Annotated in this window: 20 protein-coding genes; 4 read left to right on the forward strand and 16 right to left on the reverse strand. The window is 39.0% G+C overall.

What is annotated here, in order from left to right; genetic code table 11:
• Positions 1-597: 597 nt before the first annotated feature.
• Positions 598-1,635 carry an outer membrane beta-barrel protein gene (locus E0Y80_RS00005; protein ID WP_156305279.1) on the forward strand — a complete coding sequence of 346 codons (1,038 nt, stop codon included), beginning with the start codon at positions 598-600 and terminating at the stop codon, positions 1,633-1,635.
• A gap of 55 nt (positions 1,636-1,690) precedes the next feature.
• Here E0Y80_RS00005 and E0Y80_RS00010 read toward each other — a convergent pair whose 3' ends face one another.
• From E0Y80_RS00010 to E0Y80_RS00020, 3 genes are all read right to left on the reverse strand, one after another.
• Positions 1,691-2,140, reverse strand: a complete 450-nt coding sequence (locus E0Y80_RS00010; RefSeq protein WP_156305280.1) for a tail fiber domain-containing protein — start codon at positions 2,138-2,140, stop codon at positions 1,691-1,693.
• Positions 2,141-2,181: 41 nt separating this feature from the next.
• Positions 2,182-2,463 carry a hypothetical protein gene (locus E0Y80_RS00015; protein WP_156305281.1) on the reverse strand — a complete coding sequence of 94 codons (282 nt, stop codon included), beginning with the start codon at positions 2,461-2,463 and terminating at the stop codon, positions 2,182-2,184.
• A 436-nt stretch (positions 2,464-2,899) separates the two neighbouring features.
• On the reverse strand, positions 2,900-3,286 hold the full coding sequence (locus E0Y80_RS00020; RefSeq protein ID WP_156305282.1) for an SRPBCC domain-containing protein: 387 nt from the start codon (positions 3,284-3,286) through the stop codon (positions 2,900-2,902).
• 59 nt (positions 3,287-3,345) lie between these two features.
• Here E0Y80_RS00020 and E0Y80_RS00025 point away from each other — a divergent pair, with 59 nt between their 5' ends.
• A complete protein-coding gene (locus E0Y80_RS00025; protein ID WP_156305283.1) occupies positions 3,346-4,713 on the forward strand; it encodes a methyltransferase RsmF C-terminal domain-like protein in 1,368 nt (455 codons plus the stop codon).
• On the opposite strand, the gene coaBC is transcribed toward E0Y80_RS00025, so the two are convergent.
• The 3 genes from coaBC to E0Y80_RS00040 are packed head-to-tail and all read right to left on the reverse strand — an operon-like array spanning position 4,708 to position 7,208.
• Positions 4,708-5,919 (reverse strand): bifunctional phosphopantothenoylcysteine decarboxylase/phosphopantothenate--cysteine ligase CoaBC, encoded by a 1,212-nt coding sequence (coaBC, locus tag E0Y80_RS00030; protein ID WP_156305284.1) that lies wholly within the window; start codon positions 5,917-5,919, stop codon positions 4,708-4,710. The two genes, E0Y80_RS00025 and coaBC, sit on opposite strands and share 6 nt — an antisense overlap.
• Positions 5,920-5,928: 9 nt before the next feature.
• Positions 5,929-6,255, reverse strand: a complete 327-nt coding sequence (locus E0Y80_RS00035; RefSeq protein ID WP_156305285.1) for a DNA-directed RNA polymerase subunit omega — start codon at positions 6,253-6,255, stop codon at positions 5,929-5,931.
• 29 nt (positions 6,256-6,284) lie between these two features.
• Complete coding sequence (locus E0Y80_RS00040) at positions 6,285-7,208, reverse strand: outer membrane protein assembly factor BamD (protein WP_156305286.1); 924 nt, start codon at positions 7,206-7,208, stop codon at positions 6,285-6,287.
• 259 nt (positions 7,209-7,467) lie between these two features.
• Here E0Y80_RS00040 and E0Y80_RS00045 point away from each other — a divergent pair, with 259 nt between their 5' ends.
• On the forward strand, positions 7,468-7,743 hold the full coding sequence (locus tag E0Y80_RS00045) for a NifU family protein (RefSeq protein WP_156305287.1): 276 nt from the start codon (positions 7,468-7,470) through the stop codon (positions 7,741-7,743).
• A 64-nt stretch (positions 7,744-7,807) separates the two neighbouring features.
• Positions 7,808-8,464 carry a peptidase associated/transthyretin-like domain-containing protein gene (locus E0Y80_RS00050; protein WP_156305288.1) on the forward strand — a complete coding sequence of 219 codons (657 nt, stop codon included), beginning with the start codon at positions 7,808-7,810 and terminating at the stop codon, positions 8,462-8,464.
• On the opposite strand, the gene E0Y80_RS00055 is transcribed toward E0Y80_RS00050, so the two are convergent.
• The 10 genes from E0Y80_RS00055 to E0Y80_RS00100 all read right to left on the reverse strand — a co-directional run bounded on the left by E0Y80_RS00055 (position 8,461) and on the right by E0Y80_RS00100 (position 19,003).
• Entirely contained in the window at positions 8,461-9,690 is a 1,230-nt protein-coding gene (locus E0Y80_RS00055; RefSeq protein ID WP_156305289.1) for an ABC transporter permease, read from the reverse strand. The genes E0Y80_RS00050 and E0Y80_RS00055 overlap by 4 nt on opposite strands.
• A 3-nt stretch (positions 9,691-9,693) precedes the next feature.
• On the reverse strand, positions 9,694-10,335 hold the full coding sequence (locus E0Y80_RS00060) for an MBL fold metallo-hydrolase (protein ID WP_156305290.1): 642 nt from the start codon (positions 10,333-10,335) through the stop codon (positions 9,694-9,696).
• A 40-nt stretch (positions 10,336-10,375) separates the two neighbouring features.
• Positions 10,376-11,119 (reverse strand): shikimate dehydrogenase family protein, encoded by a 744-nt coding sequence (locus tag E0Y80_RS00065; protein WP_156305291.1) that lies wholly within the window; start codon positions 11,117-11,119, stop codon positions 10,376-10,378.
• Positions 11,116-12,525 (reverse strand): tetratricopeptide repeat protein, encoded by a 1,410-nt coding sequence (locus tag E0Y80_RS00070; protein ID WP_156305292.1) that lies wholly within the window; start codon positions 12,523-12,525, stop codon positions 11,116-11,118. The genes E0Y80_RS00065 and E0Y80_RS00070 overlap by 4 nt, the downstream gene beginning before the upstream one ends.
• A 231-nt stretch (positions 12,526-12,756) precedes the next feature.
• Positions 12,757-14,133: an OmpA family protein gene (locus E0Y80_RS00075; RefSeq protein WP_156305293.1), complete on the reverse strand. Its 1,377-nt coding sequence runs from the start codon at positions 14,131-14,133 to the stop codon at positions 12,757-12,759.
• A 243-nt stretch (positions 14,134-14,376) separates the two neighbouring features.
• Positions 14,377-15,390 carry an inorganic phosphate transporter gene (locus E0Y80_RS00080; RefSeq protein WP_156305294.1) on the reverse strand — a complete coding sequence of 338 codons (1,014 nt, stop codon included), beginning with the start codon at positions 15,388-15,390 and terminating at the stop codon, positions 14,377-14,379.
• Between the two features lie 31 nt (positions 15,391-15,421).
• The gene (locus E0Y80_RS00085) at positions 15,422-16,069 is read right to left on the reverse strand and encodes a DUF47 domain-containing protein (RefSeq protein WP_156305295.1); all 648 of its coding nucleotides are present in this window, start codon (positions 16,067-16,069) and stop codon (positions 15,422-15,424) included.
• A 75-nt stretch (positions 16,070-16,144) separates the two neighbouring features.
• Complete coding sequence (locus tag E0Y80_RS00090) at positions 16,145-17,170, reverse strand: sensor histidine kinase (RefSeq protein WP_156305296.1); 1,026 nt, start codon at positions 17,168-17,170, stop codon at positions 16,145-16,147.
• 39 nt (positions 17,171-17,209) lie between these two features.
• Positions 17,210-17,863, reverse strand: a complete 654-nt coding sequence (locus tag E0Y80_RS00095; RefSeq protein WP_156305297.1) for a phosphatidylserine decarboxylase family protein — start codon at positions 17,861-17,863, stop codon at positions 17,210-17,212.
• A gap of 42 nt (positions 17,864-17,905) precedes the next feature.
• Positions 17,906-19,003: a toxin-antitoxin system YwqK family antitoxin gene (locus E0Y80_RS00100; RefSeq protein ID WP_156305298.1), complete on the reverse strand. Its 1,098-nt coding sequence runs from the start codon at positions 19,001-19,003 to the stop codon at positions 17,906-17,908.

Raw genomic sequence — 19,003 nt, forward strand, 5'->3', positions numbered from 1 at the left:
GAATAGCCATGGAGCTCCGGGATATGATAACTGCTATTCTAATCATATTTGCAGGAGGCGACCCAGGTAAAGTTTTTAAAACATAAAAAATGGTCGGAATTTCTTCCGACCATGACTACGCGAAAGCGTGGCTTTTTGTGTTTTTATGAAAATATTTAATGAAAATTCCTGTCATTTTATAAAAATAAGTTCTGATTTATAAATTTTAACTCGGTAATTCTTAAAAATTTGATCTTTATTGTAGTTATTTAATTGTATTTATTTTGTTTTCGATGTAAATATTTAAAATATTATCATAAAATCCAAAAAATGTTACGATTCTTAATAAATAATTGCGTGTAAATTGATTAAAATCTTATTTATTAATACGTAAATCCATTAAAAACATATTTTATTTTAAATTTATTTAATAAATAAACAATTTATTTGTAACATTGATTATTAAAATCATTAAAAACAATTAAAATGATATTATTTAGTTGTTTTGTTTTCAGTTTTTATGAGTATTAATAGTAGAATATCTTTATTGTTGTCATTTTATTTGATTTTTTATGTTTTTTTCTATTAAAACAGACTTAAATCCTAAAAAAACAAATTATGACTAGATTAATCCTAACAATTGTAGGTTTTTTAACAGTGAACTTTGCATTTTCTCAGGAAAATGATGCATTACAGATAAGCGGATATGCGGATGCTTATTGGAAATATGATTTTTCTAAACAGGAAAATATCAAAACCTATTTTGCCAACGACCAGAATTCCATTTCCTTAGGAATGTTAGGGATTGGCTTAAAGAAAGCGTTGGGTAAAGCTTCATTTGTAGGCGAGCTTGCATTTGGGCCGCGTGGACAATATTTGAGTATACCAAATGGGGATGGACAAGAAGCTAATTCTTCAAATTCCTTTCATATTCAAAATTTATATGCTAGTTATAGCTTTACAGACAAGTTCAGCATGACGGCTGGATATATGGGTACTTTCGTTGGATATGAAGTTATTTCTCCAGCTTCAAATTTTCACTATTCTACATCCTACCTTTTCGGTGCAGGGCCTTTTCAGAATGCTGGAATAAAGGCAAATTATATATTTTCGGAAAAGGTATCAGCCATGGTTGGGCTATTTAATGATTGGAATGTATATCGTGACCTGAATGGCGTCTCACATATTGGAGCTCAAGTTAGTATTAATCCGGTTGAAGGGCTAACTACCTATTTAAACTTTCTAACCGGTAGTTCAGCAGGTGGAGAGGAAAATTATAGTTCAGGAACTCTTTTTGATTTAGTGGCAACATATTCATTCTCCGAGCATTTCGATCTTGCGTTAAACGCCGCAGATTATGAATTCAAAGCAGGAGGGGGGTATCAGGGGGTAGCTTTATATCCAAAATATAACCTAAGTGAACATATTGGATTAGGAATTAGGGGCGAGTATTTTCGAACTAAGGATACTGAAACAACCTCTGCTAATTCAGTTGCTTCATTTACTTTATCGGCACAGCTGAAACATAAAGGCTTAACAGTTATTCCCGAACTTAGATTAGATCATGACGATAGTGAAGCATTCCTTAAAACTGATGGGGTCTCGCCCACAAAACAAGCAGCCCAGGCTTCAATAGCATTGGTATATGCATTTTAACTTTTAAATGAAAAGGGTTCAGTCAGCAATCGCTGTACCGAACCCTTTCTCATCATTAATCAGTGTTTTCTTTTTGTGACTTCAATTCAGTTATTTCTTTTCTCAATGACTCAATTTGTTCCTGTTGTTCCTGGATCGCTGCTACAAGAACTGGGATTAATTCAGTTTTATCCACTTCAGCAACCTTATTGACTTTCGTTGAGTTTTTACCTGCACTTGTTAAAAAGGAATTGGTTTTGATCAAATCAGGATAGTTTTTAGAAACTTCGGATTGAAGAAATCCAAGTTGGTTGCCTGCTGGCAATTGATTCCCCAACTCTTTAGATTTTTTACTGTCATACTGAAATGTAATTGGTTCCAACAACTTGATTGTGGATATCCCATCCTTAACCTTACTGATATTGGTTTTTAAATCGTCCGCGTTTATTTGTTGAGCAAATAATGTATTTGTTGAAATTAATGTAGACAGCAATACGCTGAATACGATCAGATATAATGTTTTCATGATATAATTTTATTTTAAAAATTTGACACGTTTACCGATGTCTATACGGTTTGTGGGTAAGCCGCAAAATTTGGAGGAGGATAATGTCGAAAATGAATGGTCGATGGTAATTTCATTTTCTGATTCGAGAACAATACCTTGCAAACTTGAATGGGTAAACTACAGCTGATATCAATAAAATTCAGGAATTCATCTTCTAATGATTTTTTTAAAAGTTCTTCTTCATCAGAGGACTGATCCGCAAACTCCATTTGATCAATTATTGGATTGGACTCCAAATGCATATGCCTTCCTAGCAACACTACGAAAATTAAAATTATCACTGAGCATATTTGGACCGCAAACCTGTTTTTCATCAAATGTTAAGCAAGTATTATGTCCACAAAAATAAGAAAAAATTTAATCTTTTAATAGGAAAATAATTCGTTACTAATTGATAGTTAACAGTTTATGATTTTGATGATTCTTCCTTTTTTAATTTTGTTTTTTTTCATCTTTTATCAAAAGAAGTATTTATTTCTTTAAATCTAACCTAGAAATTTCAGCACATTGAATTGTTAAGTGGATTTAGAAGCATTTTAGCTTTCAATTCATCGAGGATGCTTATGGAATGAATATTTTAATGAATTTTTACGGCTCATTTAGGGAAATCAAAAGGTAATTTTTAAAATACATGGAATTTTGCTTTTAGGAAATGCCGTTATTTATCAAAAAAAGCCTTCCAAAGCTATTTATAAAACAAAAATAGGAAGATCAATATTAATCTTCCTCTTCGTAAAATTCCTGTAACGATGAAATATAAGGGTCATCCCATCCTTCGGCAATATCCGAATAGGCTTCATCAGGAATATTGGTCTGCCTAACTTCCAGGGATGTACCTTTTTTATGCTCATGAAGTTTTAGCGTTACGATTGAAGGTTCCTCCTGTTCTCCAAAATACCATTCTTGAACAATTTTGCTAAATGGCTCCAATTCTACGAATTTACCCTCTATTGCACCGTCCCACATGGAGAATTCACCTCCAGGTACAGGGTCAATCGTAACAAGGTCACCGGTCCATAGACGAATGGTGATCTCGGTCGTCAATGCTCGGTATAATTCCTCCGGCGTAGCTGGAATTGTATAATATTTTTTAAAATCTTTCATTCTTATAGTAAAGGGAAAAAAATAATTCCTGTAAATTTACATAGATTTATTAGCATAATATGAGTAATATTCTTCCGAATTCTTTAATCGAACGTTTGGGGTCAAACCCTTTCTTTGATCAAGAAGCTTTTATAGCCGCACACGAAAATGGAGAAAAACTAACCTCTATCCGCATAAACCCCAATAAAAAGACAAACTTAGCATTTAAACTTGAACGGCAGGTGCCATGGTGTAGAGAAGGGTACTATTTGGATGAAAGGCCAAGGTTTACCCTAGATCCTTTGTTCCATGCTGGTTGTTACTATGTTCAGGAAGCCTCATCAATGTTTATAGCCCATATTCTTGAATTCCTAAATATTGCAAATGAGGATATCAGAGCTTTGGATTTATGTGCTGCACCCGGAGGTAAGTCTACGCTATTGAATTCTATTTTAACGCCCAATAGTTTGCTCGTTGCCAATGAAATAATAAAGAGCAGATCTGTGATCCTTCAAGAAAACCTGATGCGTTGGGGGAGTGCAAATGTCGTTGTTTCCAATAATGATCCTTCAGCATTCAAAAGGCTGCCAGGTTTCTTTGATTTGGCGGTCGTTGATGCTCCCTGTTCAGGCTCAGGGATGTTCAGAAAGGATGAGGATAGCATTGATGAATGGTCCGAGGCTAATGTTAAGTTGTGTAGGGAAAGACAGCAGCGGATTCTGTCTGAAGTGGTCGGGTCCATCAGTACAAACGGTACCTTACTCTATTCAACATGTTCCTACTCCAGGGAAGAAAATGAGGACATTTTAGATTGGTTGATTGAAGAATATGGATTTGAAAGTGTTCAAATTCCTTTCAAGAAGGACTGGGGTATTGAAGAGACTATTTCAGAACGGAATAAAGCTTTTGGTTATAGGTTCTACCCTCATAGAACTCAGGGGGAAGGTTTCTTTATTTCGGTTTTGAAGCTGAAGGGCATTCAGCCTAGCTTTCCGCTCAAGAAAATCAAGGTCGAGAAATCTCCGGTTCCAAAAGAAGGGTTGTCACCCTGGGTCAATCAGATTGATAACTTTTCAACATTAGTCCATAATGAAAATGTACATATCTTTCCGAAAAATTTAGAAAGTAGTATTAAGGCCATTCAGCAGGTACTCTACCTAAAGAATGCCGGCACAATGATTGGAAAATGGTTAGGAAAGGAATTGGTCCCATCGCATGATCTTGCAATGAGTATACATCATCCTAAAAATATTGAATCTTTGGAATTAAAACTGGAAGATGCCCAGGACTTTTTAAGAAAGGAGCAATTGGATATCGAATTGTTTAGTTCGGTAAAGATAGGCTGGTGTCTTATAACTTATAATGAAGTTGCCTTGGGTTGGGTCAAGGTATTGGGCAACCGCATCAATAATTATTACCCTAAGGAAGTAAGGATTGCCAACCTATAGGCCCAAACTCTCTTGATGCTTGATGATCAGGCGGCATATATCTTTGGCGACCTCCGTTTTTGACTTTAAATCAAAGGTTAGGATTTCAGCATTTTTATCGATTACGGTTATTTTGTTGGTGTCGTGAGCAAAGCCAGCTCCTTTATCCTGCATGGAGTTGAGTACAATAAAATCCAGGTTTTTTCGACGAAGCTTACCGATTGCATTTTCCAATTCATTATTTGTTTCCAGTGCAAATCCAACAAGCGTTTGATTTTCATGTTTCCTAGTGCCTAAAGTTGCGAGGATATCCGTTGTCTTTTTCAGGGAAATCGTAAAATCCTCAGCTTTTTTCTTGATTTTCTGATCTGCGACCTCGGTAGGGGTATAATCTGCGACCGCTGCACTCATCACCGTGATATCAGCCTGGTCAAAGAATTTTGAACATGCATCTAGCATCTCGGCAGCTGATTGAACGGCAATCCTGTTTATTCCCACAGCAGGGCTTAATACCGTCGGTCCACTGACGAGCGTAACCTCAGCACCTAGCTCATGCAACCTATTGGCAATCGCATAACCCATCTTCCCACTGGAATGATTTCCGATAAAACGGACCGGATCAATTGCTTCATAAGTTGGTCCCGCTGATACCAGAGCTTTCTTCCCCTTTAGGGGCATTCCTTTCTCGAAAAAGTCAAGGATATACGCAAAGATTTCCTCCGGTTCTGCAAGTCTGCCCTCTCCAACCAATCCACTGGCAAGCTCTCCTTTTCCCGGTGGAATAATTACGTTGCCATACGATTTCAGAAGCTCTATGTTATTGTTGACAGAAGGATGTATCCACATATCAAGATCCATGGCTGGAGCAATCAGTACCCTACTTTTTGCAGAAAGATAAACGGCTTGTAAAAGGTTGTCACATATTCCCTGTGCGCATTTTGCGATGGTATTTGCCGTCGCCGGTGCAATTAATATTAAATCAGCAGACTCGGCAACATGGACATGGTTGTTCCATTCCCCAGTTTTTTGATCATAGTAATCAACAAATACGGGGTTATTGGATAGGGTGGAAAGAGTAAGTGGAGTAATAAATTGTGTTGCTTCTTGGGTCATGATAACCTGAACAGAAGCATCCGCTTTTCTTAGTAATCTCACCAATGTTGCAATCTTATAAGCGGCGATGCTGCCGCTTATACCGATTACAATATGTTTGTCTCTTAAAGACATGGTAATATCTTACTCTTGTTCTTTTGTAGGGTTTCTGTAGTAAACCTGGTCATGTAAAAACTCATCAATAGCAATCAATGTAGGTTTTGGCAACCTCTCGTAATGCTTTGAGATTTCAATTTGCTCACGGTTTTCAAATACTTCCTCCAAGTTATCGTTGCTGCTAGCAAATTCTGATAACTTTTGGCTTAATTCTTCTTTAACATCTACTGAGATTTGATTAGCGCGTTTGCTAATAACCACGATAGACTCATAAAGATTGTCTGTTGTTTTGTCCAACTCTCTTAAATCCCTGGTTACAGTTGAGTTAGGAGCCGTATTTTTATTCTGATTCATATATAAATAAAAATGGATATACTATTTAACTATTGATTGCTTGTATTGTTTTCTAAAGGAATGCCGTTAGGCGTTGAAATCCCTAGGTCTTCCTCACGTTGCTTTCTTGCCTTTTCATCATTGGCAATGATTTTTAAAGCGGTTGCAATTTTACGATCAGCACTGCTGCGCAGTCCATTCAGCTCATTTGAATATTTGCTTTCCGGAAAGTGTTCGATAAAGCTGTCATAAAAATCAATCATCTGATTGAATCTTTCCTCCTGACGGTGAGGATAGGAGTTGTCAGCGAAAAGATATTGTGATTTTACCAATAGGTATTCAATATCTTCGGCGTGTCTTGTATCGGGATAAACCTTTAATACATTCTCCAAGGCGATTACTGCAGCGCGGTAATCATCGGGAAGGCCCATGTTATAATATAGTTTGGCATTATCAAAGGCCTTTTTCTCTAACTTGTCGCGTAAGTTCTGTATTAGATCGCCTGCTTCTTTTGCTCTTTCCGAATCAGGATATAAGTTGACAAATAACTGAAGCTGATCAATCGCCTTGCGGGTATTGTCTTGATCAAGATTTGACCTTGGGGAATCCAGATAATAACAGTAGGCGGACATAAATCTACACTCCTCTGCTCGTTCGCTGTTTGGATAGTTGTCCGCAAAGTTCTTAAAGTGAAATCTTGCCGATATATAATCCTTTAATTTATATGCTGAAAATGCCGTATAGTAGTTCAAGTCCTCAGCATCTGCTGTGCCACGGTATTTGGTTAATAGATCCTGAAATAAAGTTAAAGCCTTACCGTACTTTTCTTTTTCGTAGTACTTTACAGCTTCCTGATACTTCATTTGCACATTGTTACTCGCGCGCAGTTTTTCGAATTTACTCTTGCAACTACCCAGTCCCAATAAAAGAAACAAGCCGACAATTAGGCTAAATACATGATTCTTTAAAAACATCCCACAAAGATACGTGAATTAAAACTAATTTTCAATTATTTAATATTACGCGAAAATACTTGATTTCAATAATTCAACTCGCTATTCCGAAAGCTTTTAACAATCTTTAACTTAAAGATGGGTTTATTGGCTGGTGGGAGCATGATATCAGGCGGACCACAGGCATTCAAAAGTCAGTTTAATGTTGAATTACGGTTGTTTTTGCCGCATTTAGTTAAAATTATATTATATTTACGTTTAAATATTTTATCAAGAAATAATGACCTTATTAGAAAGAGTTGAACAAGCATTGGATTCTATCAGACCGTATCTGCAGACTGATGGTGGTAATGTTTCTATTGAAGAAATTACACCGGACAACATTGTGAAGCTTAAACTGTTGGGGACTTGTGCCAATTGTTCTATGAGTATCATGACCTTTAAGGCTGGTTTGGAACAGGCCATTAAAAAGGCAGTTCCGGAGATTGTCGCTGTTGAAGCAATTAATCTCACTGATATGAATGATCCAAACGCGATTACCCCCAACCAATTGTAATAATTTTGCCGTTAACACTATTTAACAGCATCTTACGTCTGATTTTCCCTAGTTTTGTTGCAAGATGAAACTTCTACTTACATATACTATTCTTGCTGTACTGATCACAGTTGGCTTTTGTGCGAAAGGGCAAAACCAAAATATCGTGCAGGTGTCTGGCTATATATTAGCGGAAGGAACAGAAATTTCCGTGCCTTATGTTACAATTCGTAACGAAAGCTATGGTAATGAGGTTTATACAGCTAATCATGAGGGGTATTTTTCTTTTGTTGCCCACAAAGGTGACCAGATTGTTTTTTCATCGATCGGTTATCGAACGGTAAAGATCAGCATTCCGAATGTGTCGGGCGATAAATATACCGCTCGGATCGAAATGAGCCCTACGGTAGAGGAACTGCCCGTAATTACTGTGGGCCCGCCATTGCCTTGGGCAAGTATCGAAGAGTTTAATATGGAATTCTTGGCCTTGAATATTGGTGGAGATGACGTATTGACAGCTAAGAGAAATCTTTCTCCCCAAGCATTAGCATCATTATCCAAACTGGTTCCGAGAAGTGCTGAAGAGATCCAGACCTATAATAATTTCCAAAGACATATCAATATGTCGAATAAGGCCATCAACCAAAATATGGCCAATCCTTTATTGAACCCATTTGCCTGGGGTCAACTGATCAATCAGATAAAAAGGGGCGATTTTAGTAGGGAGCGTCTGAAATACTAATTCGCTTCCAAGGCTCCTCTTCTATTTATTCCACGAATATTCAATCTTGAGGCCATGTAGGAAACTAAGGTTGAAACAATCATTACCGTCATAAATATCAGAATCAAGTCCATATATCGGATGTCTACAGGATAGGCATCAAATAAGGAACCTTCGCTGGTGGTCACAAAACCAAACTTTTCCTGCAATATGCAAAAGGTCAAGCCTACTAAAATTCCAATGGCACTTCCTATCAATGCTATCAATATACCCTGATAGAAGAAAATGTTCTGGATAAGACTGTTGTTTGCTCCCAAGCTGTCTAGGACCACCATATCTTGCTTTTTGTCTATAACCAACATGGTCAGCGACCCGATAATATTGAATATGGCAATGATCCCAATGATAGTGACGATAAAGAAAACGATCCATTTTTCGGACCTTACCGTCTTATAGAGCGTAGGATTTTGCTGTTCCCTATTTTTCACGAGATAATCTTTGCCCAACAATCTTTGGATTTCTCTCTGAAGGGCCGTTGAGTTATCGTTCTTGCCGTAGAGTTCGATCGCTGAAACTTGTTCATATTCGTTCAATAGGTCCTTGGCAAAGTTAATTGGCACGATAATAAGGTCTTCAAACCCTGGCTGGTAGCCAAGAACGGCACCTGGTTTAATCACCCTTGTCCTGATGTCATCCAATGGATTGATGCTATTTGCTGGAGCCTTTTTGTCAGGAATATGGAGAATGATTTGGTTGCCATCTCCTTGCAGGGGCACCTGTAGGTTCGCCTGGACGGTAGGCCCAAGAATTGCATAGTCTGTGCTGTCTAGCTCCACTTCAAGTTCCCCTTCCAATAACATATCCTCATTGGCAACATGGTGCAGGCTATTGGGTTCAATGCCTTTTAGTCTGCCGATGAATTGTTGCTGATTATATTCTGCAAGGATTTTGTCCTCCAACACCTCGCTATAGGAGCTGATTTCAGGCAAGGCCCTTAATTTCTTAAATGACTCACTCTTAGTTGAAAATACTTTGCCAGATGCAGGTTCAATCCTAAATTCCGGGGAGAACGTGCTGTATTGAGAAAGGATAAACCGCTCTAAACCATTATAGAACGAAAGTACGATCACCAATGCTGTTGTACTCACCAAGACACCGATCATACTAATGGATGATATAATGTTAATGGCATTAACAGACTTTTTAGAAAATAGATAGCGTTTAGCAAAGAATAAAGGGAGCTTCATGATTTAGGCTCTTATAAATGGATTTGTTCTTTTTTCCTCTCCAACGGTAGTGCTAGGTCCGTGGCCCGGGTAAACTATAGTTCCTTCAGGAAGGGTATAGATCTTGGTTGCAATACTGTCCAATAATTGCTGATGGTTTCCCCCAGGCAAATCCGTACGGCCAATGCTGTTCTTGAATAAGACATCACCCCCGATCAAGAAGCCATACTTTTCACTATAGATACACAAATGGGCGGGCGAATGTCCTGGGGCCAATATTAACTTGAGTTCTTCATCATCGATTTTTATCGTGTCATTTTCCGAAAGGAAGGTTTCCGGAATGGGAGAAGGTTCATATCGAATACCCATTTGAGGGGCATAGTTTTGAACCTGAACAACCAAAGGCAGTTCGCCTTCATGAAATTGAGGGATCAGACCATAGCTGTCGGCTACAAATTTATTGCCCAGAACATGATCGATATGTCCATGTGTATTGATTAGATGTATCGGTTCCAATCCATTTGAATCGATATAGTCTTTTAGGTAATTCTCCTCCTGATAATTGTGCATGCCAGGATCGACAATAATACAATTTTTATTATCGCCATAGATGATGTAGGTGTTTTCCTGGTAGGGATTGAAAACAAAAGTTTTAATATGTAGCATAGTTCAAAAATAGGAAATATTTCCAGCAAATAGGATTATGCTATTGATTCCAGATTTCCCAGTTTTTCTCTGCCTGAAGGACCAGCATCTCATATCCATTCTTGATGGTCGCTCCCCTGGCCTTACCCTTTTTTAGAAAAAGGGTTTCCTCCGGATTATAGATCAGGTCATACAATAGATGTTCCGAGGAAATTCCTTGATAAGGAATATCCGGACATATATCTGTATTGGGAAAGGTCCCGAGTGGGGTACAGTTGATCAATAGGGTTGATTTTGCGATCAATTCTTCGCTTAGGTCTTCATAGTCAAGATTAGATGCTGTTTTTGTCCTGCTGACGACATGAAAATTAATGCCCAGTTTCTTTAGGACATAGGCAACAGCTTTTGTGGCTCCGCCATTTCCAAAAATCAGGGCTTCCATATGGCTTTCCTTCAACAAAGGCTTTAATGACATCTCAAAACCATAGGCATCGGTATTGAAGCCCTTCAGATAAGTTCCATTTTCGTTATTTCGAATCTGAATACAATTTACCGCCCCGATTTCTTGGGCCTCCTGCGATAATTCATTTAGGAAAGGCATGACATCCTGTTTATAGGGGATGGTGACATTGACGCCATAGAATTCCTTGTCTTCCCTGTATAATTCCGGAAAGTCAGCGATTGTGGGAATGGGGTATAAATCATAATCTATATGATCTATACCCTCATTTTTAAATTTATCTAAGTAGTATTTTTTGGAGAAGGAATGTCCGAGCGGAAATCCAATCAATCCTAATTTTCTCATCTTCCTTCTGTATATTTCCTAATAATATCCACGATGATTTGGTTGCCCTGCAATTGGGGCAGGTATTCAAACAAGATATAATGTTTCTCGGAGTCTACATTTAACGCCAGTTCCAAGAAACTTAAGGCTTCGGTATATTTGCCAGCCGCAAACATATAGGCAACCATCCTATAATACAAAGTAGCCTCATCCGGATTGCATTTGATCGCTTCCGTAATCACTTCGATGGCCTCCTCCAACCTTGTCTGTTCGAATAGCAACGATGAATAATCCAGCCAGGCTTCCGCATCGGTAGGATTGAGCTCAACGACCTTAGCATATGCTTCTATGGATTGTTCGAATTGTTTTAATTTATAACGTGCATCGGCGATAGCGAACCAATAATCCGGATTCTCATCGTCGATTTCCAGCGCCTTCTTATAGAAATGGAGGGATTCAAAATAACGTTCCTCAAAATCCAGCGTTACACCGATTCCAAACCATGCATCGCTCTGGTTGCCATCGAGTTTTACGGCCTTCTTATAATATTGCCTGGCCTGGTCCATAAGTTCCAGTTTTTCGTAGCATTCGCCGATAGCACAATAGGTATCTGCATTTGGAGTTTCATGTTCGAAAGTCTGCTTATAGACTTCGATTGCCTCCGAATAACGATCTAGGTTCACAAGGGCATTCCCTTTGTTAAAATAGGCAGAAGAGAAGTCTTCGTTGATCAAGATCGCATAATCATATGCATCGATGGCAGCGCCAAAGTCCGCCAATTTATGGTAGGCATTCCCTAAATTATACCACGCGGCATAGGAGTAAGGGTCTGTATCGATGTACTGTAGATAAAATTGGATACTTTCCTCTTGTTGGTCCAATACATCATAGCAGAAGGCAATTTCATACAATGCTTCCTGATTGTCCTTGTTCTCCTTCAGGCATTTTTTAAGGTAGTTTATAGCCTTTTGATAAGACCCCTGCATTTGATATAAGGATGCAATCTGGTAGTAGACTTCATCCTTTGCATCGCTCAGTTCAAGTGCTCGAAAGAAGTTTTCCTCCGCTAGGGCATGTTCCTGTAGGGAGGAGAGGATCGTGCCTTTTATCAGATATATGTCCCCTTCAGAAGGTTCCAGCATTTCGGCCTTGCTCAACGCGTCCAATGCGGTTTCGAATTGCATCGTGCTGGCAAGCAACTGTGCCTTTTTGATCAGGAACATGGTTTCAAAGGGGTGCTGGGCCGAGGCAAACTCGATAACCTGTAACGCTTTGATCGGATCGTTTTTGTTGATATAATAGTCGATGATACTTTCAAAGGCCTTAGCATCAAAAAAGTACTGGTCTTCATTGCGAAGCATTTCCTCATAACGGTCCACTGAGAATTTTTGTTCTTCAGGTGTTCCAAACTCAAAATCTTCTTCCATTATACTCCTGTTTTAAATATTATACGCACTCTCAATTCTCTAATGAAAATACTATTTTTTGAACATTTGAATATGCAATTGTTTTCAACATATTCACATTTTTAGACTTCGAGAGTCTGCAAATGTAAAGTTTATAAAGTAATTGGAATGTAATTACTTGGCTGATAGGCAAAAAAAAGCCAGCTACAAGAGCTGGCTTTCTGTTATTTCAAATTGTTAATTTATCAACAATTATTTTTTGATCTCAACACGACGGTTTTGAACGCGACCTTCTTCAGTATCGTTAGAAGCAACTGGGTTAGCTTCACCGTATCCTGTAGCGTTGATGCTTGATGCAGATACACCAGCGTTAACTAGGTATTGTTTTACTGCATTAGCACGGTCTTTAGATAAGTTCATGTTGTAAGCTTCAGTACCTTCTGCAGATGCATAACCATCTAATGACACAGAACCGTTGCTATCTTTCAATTCTTTAGCTAATTTATCTAAAGTAGAGTAAGATTCAGTTTTCAATACAGAGCTGTCGAATTCGAATTGAATCGGAGCAAAGTAAGCTGAAGAACCTTCAGTTAATTGCTGTGGCTCAGGGAATTTGATTGGACATCCAGATCCATCAACCACTGTACCAGCAGGAGTTCCAGGACATTTGTCGAATTTATCAGAAACACCGTCACCATCAGAATCTTTGCTTAATTGATCAACAGTACCTTCTAGTGTAGACACGCGTTGTTTCAATGCTTCCACCTCGTTACGTAATGAAGGGTCTTTCAACTCATCATATAACGTAGCAACTGGGTTAGTGAATGTTAAGCTTTCTTTATCACGAGAACCTAAAGTGAATTCTAAACCACCGTATACGTTAGAGAATTTTTGTTTTCCGTCGTAACGAGCTGGTCCGTACAATAAGTTGTCATCAGTGAAGTTCATTGTGTAACCTAAGTTCAAGGCAACAACTTCAGATAATTTGAATTTAACACCAACACCAACTGGTACATATCCAGTTAAACGGTTGTCACGGTCTCCAGTTGCCTCACGGTCACCGAAAACTTCTTGACCCCATTTACCTTCGTTGTTGTAAACTTCAGTACCTGTGAAATCATTACCTGAGAATTGAACAGGGTTGTGAGCCATAACACCTAAACCTACTTTAGCGTAGAAGTTAACAGCGTTCTCTCTTCTCATGAAGTCGATAGTACCCAATTGGAACACACCGTTTAAGCTTGCTGCCCAGTTAACTGCAGTTTCTGCAGATCTAGCGCCTAAATTGTTCTCAGGAGTAGTTACTAGGTCATGGTTGTAAGTTTTGATACGACCACGGTTACCTTCTAACTCTAAACCGAATAGGTGAGAGAATTGTTTACGGATAGTTAATCCATAATATTCACCTACTTTGTTTTGGAAATATCCAACACGTTGTCCGAATGCATTTTGGCCACCTAAGATCGTGTTAGGAGTAGTGATACCACCTTGAACGCCGATTGACCAAGTTCTGTATTGTGATCTACCACCAAATACAGTTGGGGTTTGAGCTTGTGCAGTCTCTGCGAAACCTAAAGCGGCTACTAAAGAAGCTGCAACAGCTGTTTTTTTAATTGTAGAATAGTTCATACTCTTTTTTTTAAGGTTATTAAAATTTTTAATTGTTTCTAGTTGTTCAAATCAATTTAACATAACTTAACAAACACAGTGCCAAAAAATGTTAAATTCATAAAAGCATATATTTTAATTCATGTTCAAATGCTTTTGCCGCGTAAAAATAGTTATTAACATTAAATAACACAAATTTTTTATCAAAACTTTATTATAATTCAATATATGCAAGCAAACTGTAGTTTACATGTATGATTTTTACTACAAGATATAGTGGATTATTGCCAGAGTTAATCCGCCCAATACTGCACTCACAGGAATGGTTAGTATCCAGGCCCATAGTAAACTAATGGTCACGCCCCATCTTACCGCTGATACCCTTTTTACCAATCCAACTCCGATGATGGAACCTGTAATGGTATGTGTCGTGGAAACCGGAATACCGAAATGTTCGGTGATACCCAGGGTTATGGCCCCGGCGGTTTCAGCACTCACACCCTCCAGGGGTGTCACCTTGGTGATCTTGGTACCCATGGTCTTTACGATCTTCCAGCCGCCACTCATCGTTCCCGCAGCAATGGCCGCATAACAGGCCAGGGGTACCCATTCGGGCATCTCCTCAAATGTACCGATCACGCCCTGGGCAATTAAAGCGGTCGCAATAATACCCATTACCTTCTGCGCATCGTTACCACCGTGGGCAAAACTCAAGGCCCCCGATGACACCAATTGCAGGATCTTAAACCATTTTTCCGCCACGGCAGGTCTCGCCTTCTTACAGATGTTGATAATGATTAAGGTGATGATGATGGAAATCGTCATGCCCACTAAAGGTGCAAGCACGATAAACGACACGATCTTTAGTGTAGCGCTTAGATTAATGGCATCAATCGGATTTGCTCCCATAAATAAAGCATAGGCCATTCCGGAGCCTGCAAAACCACCGATTAGCGTATGGCTTGAACTTGAGGGAATCCCGTAGTACCAGGTGAACAGGTTCCAGGCGATTGCGGCAACCAGTCCTGCAAAGATTACCTCAAGGGTTATATATTCCTCAATGACGGTCTTTGCTATGGTATTTGCTACTTTATGGTCCGTGAAAACGAAATAGGCTACGAAGTTGAAGAGAGCTGCCCAAAGCACCGCCATGAATGGCGTCAAGACTTTGGTCGATACGATGGTCGCGATGGAATTGGCCGCGTCGTGGAATCCATTGATATAGTCAAAGGCGATTGCCAGTACAATAACGACAATTAATAATGTGGTTATACCCATAATATAATATTGTTGTGAATCCTCTAAAAAACTAAGCGTTCTTCACAAGAATACTTTCTAATACATTGGCAACATCCTCACATTTATCCGTTGCATCTTCCATTGCCGATAACACCTCCTTGTTTTTGATCAAATTGATGGCGTCTTTTTCATATTCGAATAATTCTGCCACCGCTTTATCAAAAATATAATCAGCTTTATTCTCCACGCTATTGATACGGACACACGAATCCGTAATGTTCCGGATGTTCTTTAGGTCCTTTAATTCAAATAATGCCTTAGCAACATGTTCGGTAGCCTCCAAAATCAAGCTTGAAATTTCTTTCATCGCCTCGCTAGGTTCGGTTACCTTATAAAGTTCCATTCGGTTTGATGCTCCGTGGATAAAATCTGCAACATCATCCAATGAACTCGCCAGAGCATGGATATCCTCGCGGTCGAAAGGAGTAATAAAGTTCTTGCCTAATTCTAAATGAATCTGATGTGTCAGGTTGTCACCTTTATGTTCAAGATCTTCCAAAAGCTTGGAGTTATCTTTTCGAAGTTGAAGGTCTGTTGTATGAACGCTTTCCTTTAAAAGCTTTGCCATGTCGATCAAATTTGATCCGGCCTGTTCAAATAGGGGGAAGAATTTCTTGTCCTTAGGGACGAAGTACGAAAAAATGCTGTTCAAAGACATAACATGTGTTTTAAGTAGCGCAAAATTATGCACTTAATGTTAAGTTAATGTTAAGTTTTTATAAAAACACACAAATTATGACTTTTCCAAAGTAAAAGAAAAGGTCGTGCCTATTCCTTCGGTACTCCGAACATGTACATTTTGATGGTGCGCTTCAATGATATGCTTTACAATCGCCAGGCCCAATCCAGAACCTCCGATATCTCTTGATCTACTCTTATCGGCTCTGAAAAAACGCTCAAAAACACGTGAAAGATTCTTTTCTTCAATCCCCTGGCCATTGTCCGTAATTTCCAGCAGAACCTGATCTATTAATTGGTGAACCTTGATACTTGTCTGACCGCCCTTGTTGCCATATTTAATAGAATTGTCTATTAAGTTTACTAAAACCTGCTGTATTTTTTTGCGGTCGGCCACCACATAGATTGGATTGCTGCCTTTTGTATTGAATAGAAGGGTGATCTTATTCTCTTTGGCCTTATATTCCAAATCATCAATCGTTTCCTTTACCAGGGCCAGCAGGTCGAATTTTTCTTTAACGATGGATATTTCGCCGGATTCCAATTTTGCTATTTCATCCAAGTCATGGATCAAATAGCTTAATCGGTCCAGATTTCGCGAAGCTTTATTCAGGAAGTTGACTGCCATTTCTGGATTTTCTTCCAGCATACCGTCCCGCAGGGTCTCGATATATCCTTGTATGGCAAATAAGGGGGTCTTGAATTCGTGGGATATATTGGAGAGAAATTCCTTTCGGAATTTTTCCTGCGCCTTGAGCTGATTGATCTCCGTCGTTTTTTGTTTGGCCCAGTCCCGAACCTCCTTTTCCGCATCGCCAATAGGATCTTCGGATTTATGATCTCCCAGAGCATCCTTGAGTTCCTTGCCTAGCTTCAGATTGTGAATAAGCTTATACACCGATTTTATTCTTTCATAGACAAACTTTTGAAAGACGTAATTCAGCAGACTAAAGGATAGTACAAAACTTAAGGTCAGGATAAAGGTAAAGGTGGGTAGGTCCCTCTCATAATAGTAGTTCATTCCCGAAAGTGTAAGGGAAAAAACGAAGCTGATCACGAGAATAAGAGTGCGGAAGTTCATTTTTAGACTTTAATAAGCGGGTACTACCAACTGGTTAATTCAAAAACGGGCAATAATCGTCTTTCCGCCCGTAACTTTATCCCCTATATTGACATTGACTTTAGCATCTAAGGGCAGGAAAAGATCTACGCGGGATCCGAATTTTATAAATCCAAATTCCTCTCCTTGCTTTACCTGCTGCCCCTCATTCACATACCATACGATCCTCCTTGCCATCGCTCCGGCAATCTGTCGGAATAAAATTTCAACACCGTTCTGGTTCTTTACCACCACCGTTGTACGTTCATTGTCCGTTGACGATTTGGGGTGCCAAGCGACCAAAAACTTGCCCGGGTGATATTTGAAGTATGAAACGACACCGGAAATGGGATTTCTGTTCACGTGCACATTGATCGGTGACATAAAGATGGAAACCTGAATGCGACGATCCTTTAGATATTCCGTCTCCTCGGTTTCCTCAATAACAACCACCTTTCCATCCGCCGGACAAAGGATTACGCCTTCATCCAAATCAATTAATTTTTTAGGACTTCTGAAAAATTGTACAATGGTTATAAATAAGAACGCCGATACGATATAGATGATCCATTTAACAACCGATCCGGCATCATAATAATGTGCCAAAGCATTTATTATAAAAATAAAGAGCACGACGATCGCTAAACTGGTATAACCTTCTTTGTGAAATTTCATAATTAAATATTTCTGCAAATATATATATTCTTAATAAATGTATTATTGCTCGTTTTTCCTCGCGATTTTTAAACTGTGAAAGTTGATTCTACCCTCTTCATTTAAAGATACTCTTCCCTTAACGGTTAGTTCATCCGGAATATATTCACCATTCACAAATGATGGTATATAACGCTCTACTGAATTAAGGACCAATTTGAATGGCTTGCTGATCTCTACAGGTACGTCCCGTATCATTTCCACCTTTGAAGGGTTTCCATCTTTATTTACCTGAACCGTGTACTCAAATTCATCGTCCAAAGGCCTGCCAATTTCAAAGGATTTAAATGGTTCATTGAAAAAATTAGTGAGGTAGCTGTTATATCCCGCAATTTCATCATAATTACACCCTTTGGAAATAAATTTTTCCGCCCTAAAGAACGCTTCATAGGGAAGGACGGAAAATACCGGAGCGTCATATTCCGTTTCGTTTATTAGATCGTAGCCCGATTTGAACACGCCTCTATAATATACCTCCTCGGCGACCAGGTCTGCGGCTTTATCGGCTTCATAAAATATCTGCCATATACCGTCCGGAACACCTTCCTTTAAGCGGCCTTTCTGTTTTACAAAAGGGTATCCATAGGGATTGTAACCCTGGAAAGGAACTTTAAATTCAAAACGTCCATCTCCATCTTCGACCATTTTTTTTCCGCGAGTATCCAGGAATTCAATGATCTTCACATAGTCTTCCCCAAAATTCACCCGCATCATTAGATGTCCGTCAGGATAATAGTATTTCCAGTCCCCATGTGGTTTGTCATTCTCAAAGAAGACTTCCCATTTGATGGACCTATTTGGATGGTAAGCTTTGAATAGCCCCGTTTTTTTTCCATCAAGATATGCCCCTTCTAAGATGGGCTTGCCCGCTGCATCAAAATCAGTAAAGGAGCCTATGAATTTACTGCTTCCGGCATCAAAACTAGCGAGCCGTTCGATACTCTTGAATTCACATTCCTTGTCTACCAGATAATAGTTGCTGTCAAAATAGAAACGAACCAACTTATCTCCTGAGGTTTCAAAATATACCGGACGTTTGTCCTGTGCATTTCCCAGCAGACCAAGTAATAACAATAGGATACCTAAGGCAATACTCTTCAT

This window comes from Sphingobacterium endophyticum (assembly GCF_009733535.1).
Taxonomy (GTDB): Bacteria; Bacteroidota; Bacteroidia; order Sphingobacteriales; family Sphingobacteriaceae; genus Sphingobacterium; species Sphingobacterium endophyticum.

What these genes read in the sequence shown, in the direction of transcription:
- E0Y80_RS00020 (WP_156305282.1), bottom strand. Translation starts at nt 3,286, where the DNA reads ATGAAAGATTTTAAAAAATATTATACAATTCCAGCTACGCCGGAGGAA.
- E0Y80_RS00035 (WP_156305285.1), bottom strand. Translation starts at nt 6,255, where the DNA reads ATGAATCAGAATAAAAATACGGCTCCTAACTCAACTGTAACCAGGGAT.
- E0Y80_RS00040 (WP_156305286.1), bottom strand. Translation starts at nt 7,208, where the DNA reads ATGTTTTTAAAGAATCATGTATTTAGCCTAATTGTCGGCTTGTTTCTT.
- E0Y80_RS00050 (WP_156305288.1), top strand. Translation starts at nt 7,808, where the DNA reads ATGAAACTTCTACTTACATATACTATTCTTGCTGTACTGATCACAGTT.
- E0Y80_RS00010 (WP_156305280.1), bottom strand. Translation starts at nt 2,140, where the DNA reads ATGAAAACATTATATCTGATCGTATTCAGCGTATTGCTGTCTACATTA.
- E0Y80_RS00085 (WP_156305295.1), bottom strand. Translation starts at nt 16,069, where the DNA reads ATGTCTTTGAACAGCATTTTTTCGTACTTCGTCCCTAAGGACAAGAAA.
- E0Y80_RS00060 (WP_156305290.1), bottom strand. Translation starts at nt 10,335, where the DNA reads ATGCTACATATTAAAACTTTTGTTTTCAATCCCTACCAGGAAAACACC.
- E0Y80_RS00090 (WP_156305296.1), bottom strand. Translation starts at nt 17,170, where the DNA reads ATGAACTTCCGCACTCTTATTCTCGTGATCAGCTTCGTTTTTTCCCTT.
- E0Y80_RS00055 (WP_156305289.1), bottom strand. Translation starts at nt 9,690, where the DNA reads ATGAAGCTCCCTTTATTCTTTGCTAAACGCTATCTATTTTCTAAAAAG.
- E0Y80_RS00070 (WP_156305292.1), bottom strand. Translation starts at nt 12,525, where the DNA reads ATGGAAGAAGATTTTGAGTTTGGAACACCTGAAGAACAAAAATTCTCA.
- E0Y80_RS00095 (WP_156305297.1), bottom strand. Translation starts at nt 17,863, where the DNA reads ATGAAATTTCACAAAGAAGGTTATACCAGTTTAGCGATCGTCGTGCTC.
- E0Y80_RS00100 (WP_156305298.1), bottom strand. Translation starts at nt 19,003, where the DNA reads ATGAAGAGTATTGCCTTAGGTATCCTATTGTTATTACTTGGTCTGCTG.
- coaBC (WP_156305284.1), bottom strand. Translation starts at nt 5,919, where the DNA reads ATGTCTTTAAGAGACAAACATATTGTAATCGGTATAAGCGGCAGCATC.
- E0Y80_RS00065 (WP_156305291.1), bottom strand. Translation starts at nt 11,119, where the DNA reads ATGAGAAAATTAGGATTGATTGGATTTCCGCTCGGACATTCCTTCTCC.
- E0Y80_RS00045 (WP_156305287.1), top strand. Translation starts at nt 7,468, where the DNA reads ATGACCTTATTAGAAAGAGTTGAACAAGCATTGGATTCTATCAGACCG.
- E0Y80_RS00075 (WP_156305293.1), bottom strand. Translation starts at nt 14,133, where the DNA reads ATGAACTATTCTACAATTAAAAAAACAGCTGTTGCAGCTTCTTTAGTA.
- E0Y80_RS00005 (WP_156305279.1), top strand. Translation starts at nt 598, where the DNA reads ATGACTAGATTAATCCTAACAATTGTAGGTTTTTTAACAGTGAACTTT.
- E0Y80_RS00025 (WP_156305283.1), top strand. Translation starts at nt 3,346, where the DNA reads ATGAGTAATATTCTTCCGAATTCTTTAATCGAACGTTTGGGGTCAAAC.
- E0Y80_RS00080 (WP_156305294.1), bottom strand. Translation starts at nt 15,390, where the DNA reads ATGGGTATAACCACATTATTAATTGTCGTTATTGTACTGGCAATCGCC.